Genomic DNA, 2,890 nt, shown 5'->3' with positions numbered 1-2,890 from the left:
AAAAAAAGATGACAGATAGTCACCAATCAAATATTGTTCGACCTGCTTTAAAATGAAAGTGGGGTCAAAATACCCCACTATTAATTTAAAGCTTTTTAGATTAGACCCCTCAATTATTTGAAGGGCCTATTGATTTAAAAGATCATAAAATGATTTTAAGCGTTGACAAGATTGATTGAACTCTTCTTGTTCTTGTGGTGTCATGCGTAATTCAACAATTTCTCTAACACCACTACGATCAATGATGGCTGGCACACTGATAAATAAATCATCCTGACCATATTCGCCACGAAGCAATGTTGAAACAGGTAAAATCTGGTTTTCATTATGTAAGATTGTGCGAATAATACCAACTGTACTTGAGGCTATACCATAACAAGTATTCCCTTTACGATTGAAAATTTCCCAACCAGCCTGAATTGTATCTTTTTTCATCTGTTGATAGGGTTCTTGTCCTAAACGACTCTGGTTATCTTGAACAACACTATAAATATCCTTACCACCAATACGAACAGTTGACCATGGAATCATTTCACTATCTCCATGTTCACCAATGACCATCGCATGAACACTGCGAGGATCAACTTGGATTTTTTGGGCGATGAAATATTTTAAACGGGCTGTATCTAATGTTGTTCCTGTTCCAATAACCTGATTAGCTGGTAAACCAGAAAGTTTATAAGCATAATAACTCATTAAATCTACAGGGTTTGAAACAACAATCAAATGTCCATCAAAATGATGTTCTTTAATTTGAGTAATAATACTTTTCATGACATTTAAAGATGGTTCTAACATCTTTAAACGGTCATTACCACTTTGAGGGGTTGGAACACTTGCTGTGATGATAACAATTTGAGCATCTTCACAGTCTTCATATCGTCCCACTTTGACATGTGTATTACGATTCATATATTCAATGCTTTGAGATAAATCTAAAACTTCTCCTAAAACTTTCTCTTCATTTAAATCAATCAAAGCAATTTCGTCACATAGACCTTGATTAATCAAACAAAATGCAGTACTGACACCAACGTGTCCACATCCAATAATGACAATTTTTCTTTTTTCTAATTTCATTTCTTTTCTCCTCGTTATAAGTCTAAAATGATTATATCATAATTCATAAAATTGTAATGAAATATGATAAAAAGTTTTCAAAACCTGAAAATAAGACGTGTATTTGATAAAAATAAGTATACTATATGTGGGAGAGGAAATTTATGGAATTAAGTCTTTTATTAGCTCAAAATATTTTTGGATTATTTCTTATTATTTTTGTAGGATATTTAACTGTAAAGTGTCGTGTACTGACACCTGATGATAGTAAAGTGATTTCTAAAGTTGTTTTATATATTGTTTGTCCTTGTACAATTTTAAATTCTTTTCAGATTGATTTTACAAATGAGAAGCTGATGGGATTGATTTTATCTTTTATTGGAGCCATTGTCGTTCATTTGATTTTCATTCCATTAACAAAATTATTAGGGCAGATTTTTCATTTTATGCCTGTAGAAAAAGCAACGCTTATTTATTCTAATGCTGGTAATCTGATTATACCTTTGGTAGCTTCTATTTTAGGGGAAGAATGGGTTTTATATACAAGTGGATATATGGTTGTTCAAACTATTTTAATATGGACACATGGAAAAAATCTGGTTTGTAATGAAAAGCAGTATGATTTCAAAAAGATTATCTTGAATGTAAATGTTATAGCAATTATGTTAGGAATGATTATGTTTATAGCACGCTGGCATTTTCCAGCACTGATTCATGATACAGTCAGTAGTGTTGGTTCTATGGTGGGGCCATTAAGTATGCTGGTGATTGGAATGTTATTAGGGAATATTGATATTTTATCTATTTTTAAAGAAAAAAGAGTTTATGGTATTTGTTTTTTGAGATTGATTGTTTATCCTTTGGCTGTGATTTTGGCGTTTCGTTTGCTGGGATTACAAAATTTTCATCAGGATGCTTATCAGATATTGTTGATTAGTCTTTTGGCTGCGAGTGCTCCTGCTGCTGCAACAATTACCCAATTTGCCCAGTTATATGATAAACATCCAGGCTATACGAGTATCATGAATGTTATGTCTGTTATTTTTTGTATTATCACAATGCCGATCATTGTTTTTATTTATCAAATTTTATAAAAGTTAATATCTAAGACATAATTATGAAGGATAATGGTGTATTGTTGGAGGAAGGGTTATATGAAAAGAATTCAAATTAGTCATAATATTGTTGATGAAGATTTATTAAAAGAAGTGAAAAGATACATGATTGCTCCATGGCAAAAATATTTATTGTCATTAACAGGTGTGATTTCATTAATTTTAGGTATTATAAATGTCGTTAATCAAAATATGTTACAAGGTGTTGTTTTATTGGTTTTAGGTGCTGTGTGTATTGGGGAAATTTTCTTTTTGATTCATAGTCATTACAAAGAAATGTTAAAATTAATGAAAGAAGAAATTGATGAACAAAAGATGACATATACAATGAGTTTTGGAGGAGAATATGTCGTTGTACATAATTGTCAGACATCTATTGATAATAAGATTCCTTACTCTCATCTCAAAACTTTATCACAGACAGAACATGCATATGTTTTATTAGCAAAGAAAAATGAAATCATTATTATTCGAAAAGATTGTTTAAAAGTAAGTATTCGTGAATTTATAGATTTCCTGAAACAAAAAGATACAAAAATAAAAAAATGGATCAAAGCATAAAAGTCGTTTCTATCAAATGACTTTTTTTGTTATAATAATGAAATAGGCGAAGTCTAGAAGACCTCGCCCCTTCCCGAACCGTACGGGCACCTTTCAATGCATACGGCTCTCCATTTCTAAGTGAGTTTTCGTTTTGCGATTTGATTGTATTCTAA

3 protein-coding genes are annotated in these 2,890 nt (G+C 31.1%); 2 read left to right on the top strand and 1 reads right to left on the bottom strand.

All coding sequences use genetic code 11. From position 1 onward, the window contains the following. Positions 1 to 126 precede the first annotated feature (126 nt). Entirely contained in the window at positions 127 to 1,080 is a 954-nt protein-coding gene (locus tag B5G32_RS13370; protein ID WP_087297127.1) for an L-lactate dehydrogenase, read from the bottom strand. A 143-nt stretch (positions 1,081 to 1,223) separates the two neighbouring features. Between B5G32_RS13370 and B5G32_RS13365 the strand changes: the two genes are divergently transcribed. Continuing rightward, positions 1,224 to 2,153, top strand: coding sequence for an AEC family transporter (locus B5G32_RS13365; protein ID WP_087936945.1), 930 nt, complete (start codon positions 1,224 to 1,226; stop codon positions 2,151 to 2,153). Positions 2,154 to 2,213: 60 nt separating this feature from the next. After that, a complete protein-coding gene (locus B5G32_RS13360; RefSeq protein ID WP_087936944.1) occupies positions 2,214 to 2,735 on the top strand; it encodes a YcxB family protein in 522 nt (173 codons plus the stop codon). Positions 2,736 to 2,890: the final 155 nt, after the last annotated feature.

Origin of the sequence: Massilimicrobiota sp. An80 (assembly GCF_002159255.1) — a bacterium.
Classification (GTDB): Bacteria; Bacillota_I; Bacilli_A; order Erysipelotrichales; family Coprobacillaceae; genus Allocoprobacillus; species Allocoprobacillus merdigallinarum.
Note: the sequence above shows the minus strand (reverse complement) of the source record. Positions and strands in the feature narration are given on the sequence as shown.

Excerpts from the sequence above, each read along its gene's own strand:
- B5G32_RS13370 (WP_087297127.1), bottom strand. The coding sequence starts at position 1,080 with ATGAAATTAGAAAAAAGAAAAATTGTCATTATTGGATGTGGACACGTT.
- B5G32_RS13365 (WP_087936945.1), top strand. The coding sequence starts at position 1,224 with ATGGAATTAAGTCTTTTATTAGCTCAAAATATTTTTGGATTATTTCTT.
- B5G32_RS13360 (WP_087936944.1), top strand. The coding sequence starts at position 2,214 with ATGAAAAGAATTCAAATTAGTCATAATATTGTTGATGAAGATTTATTA.